The organism is Streptomyces niveus (genome assembly GCF_001723055.1).
GTDB lineage: Bacteria > Actinomycetota > Actinomycetes > Streptomycetales > Streptomycetaceae > Streptomyces > Streptomyces niveus.
This window is the reverse complement of record NZ_MDCR01000600.1, coordinates 1-702: the sequence shown is the minus strand read 5'-3', so window position 1 is coordinate 702 and position 702 is coordinate 1. Positions and strand designations below refer to the sequence as shown.

At 68.8% G+C, this 702-nt stretch carries 1 protein-coding gene; it reads right to left on the bottom strand.

Annotated features, from left to right (window positions below):
* Positions 1 to 3 precede the first annotated feature (3 nt).
* Entirely contained in the window at positions 4 to 594 is a 591-nt protein-coding gene (locus BHU15_RS37830; RefSeq protein ID WP_069631168.1) for a cysteine hydrolase family protein, read from the bottom strand.
* Between the last annotated feature and the right edge of the window lie 108 nt (positions 595 to 702).

Genomic DNA, 702 nt, shown 5'->3' with positions numbered 1-702 from the left:
CCGTCACACGGACGCCGCCTTCACCACCTCCTCCGTCGTCACCACTTTCGCGAAACCACCCCCGTGCAGCGACACCGCCGTCGCCCGCGCCAGCTCCCCCGCGGTCAACTCCCAGCCCCAGGGCCCTTCCTGGCCGAAGGTGTACGTCGCGTCCAGCGGGAAGAGCACCTCGTACCCGAGATTCCCGGCCATCCGCGTCGTCGTCTCCACACACATGTTGGTCTGGATCCCCGCCACCACCAGCTGCCCGATCCCCGCGGCCGTCAGCCACGCACCCAGATCCGGCGTCCCGTAGAAGGCGGAGTTCACGCTCTTCACCACCAGCAGCTCCGCCCCGGCCGCGCCCTTCCCCCGCCGCCGCTCGACATAGTCCTTGAACCCGTTCCCCTCATGCTCCGGCCGCAGCGGCGAGCCGGACGTCGTCGAGTCGTGCCGCGTGTACACGACCGGCCGCCCACTCGCCTGCCACACATCGATCAGCGCGGCGATGTTCGCGTCCGCCTCCGGGTTGTTCCGCACGCCCCAGTACTCCACCTCCTCGAATCCCCGCTGCACATCGATGACCACCAGCGCCGCGTTCTCAGCTATCTCCATGACCACCATCCTGTCGCCCGGCACCGACCACCTCCAGAGGTCCGAAAGCCAGCGGTCGATGGTTTACTGCCACCCATGGTCGACACCCCCGCACCCACCCCCCAACGC

Excerpts from the sequence above, each read along its gene's own strand:
- BHU15_RS37830 (WP_069631168.1), bottom strand. The coding sequence starts at position 594 with ATGGAGATAGCTGAGAACGCGGCGCTGGTGGTCATCGATGTGCAGCGG.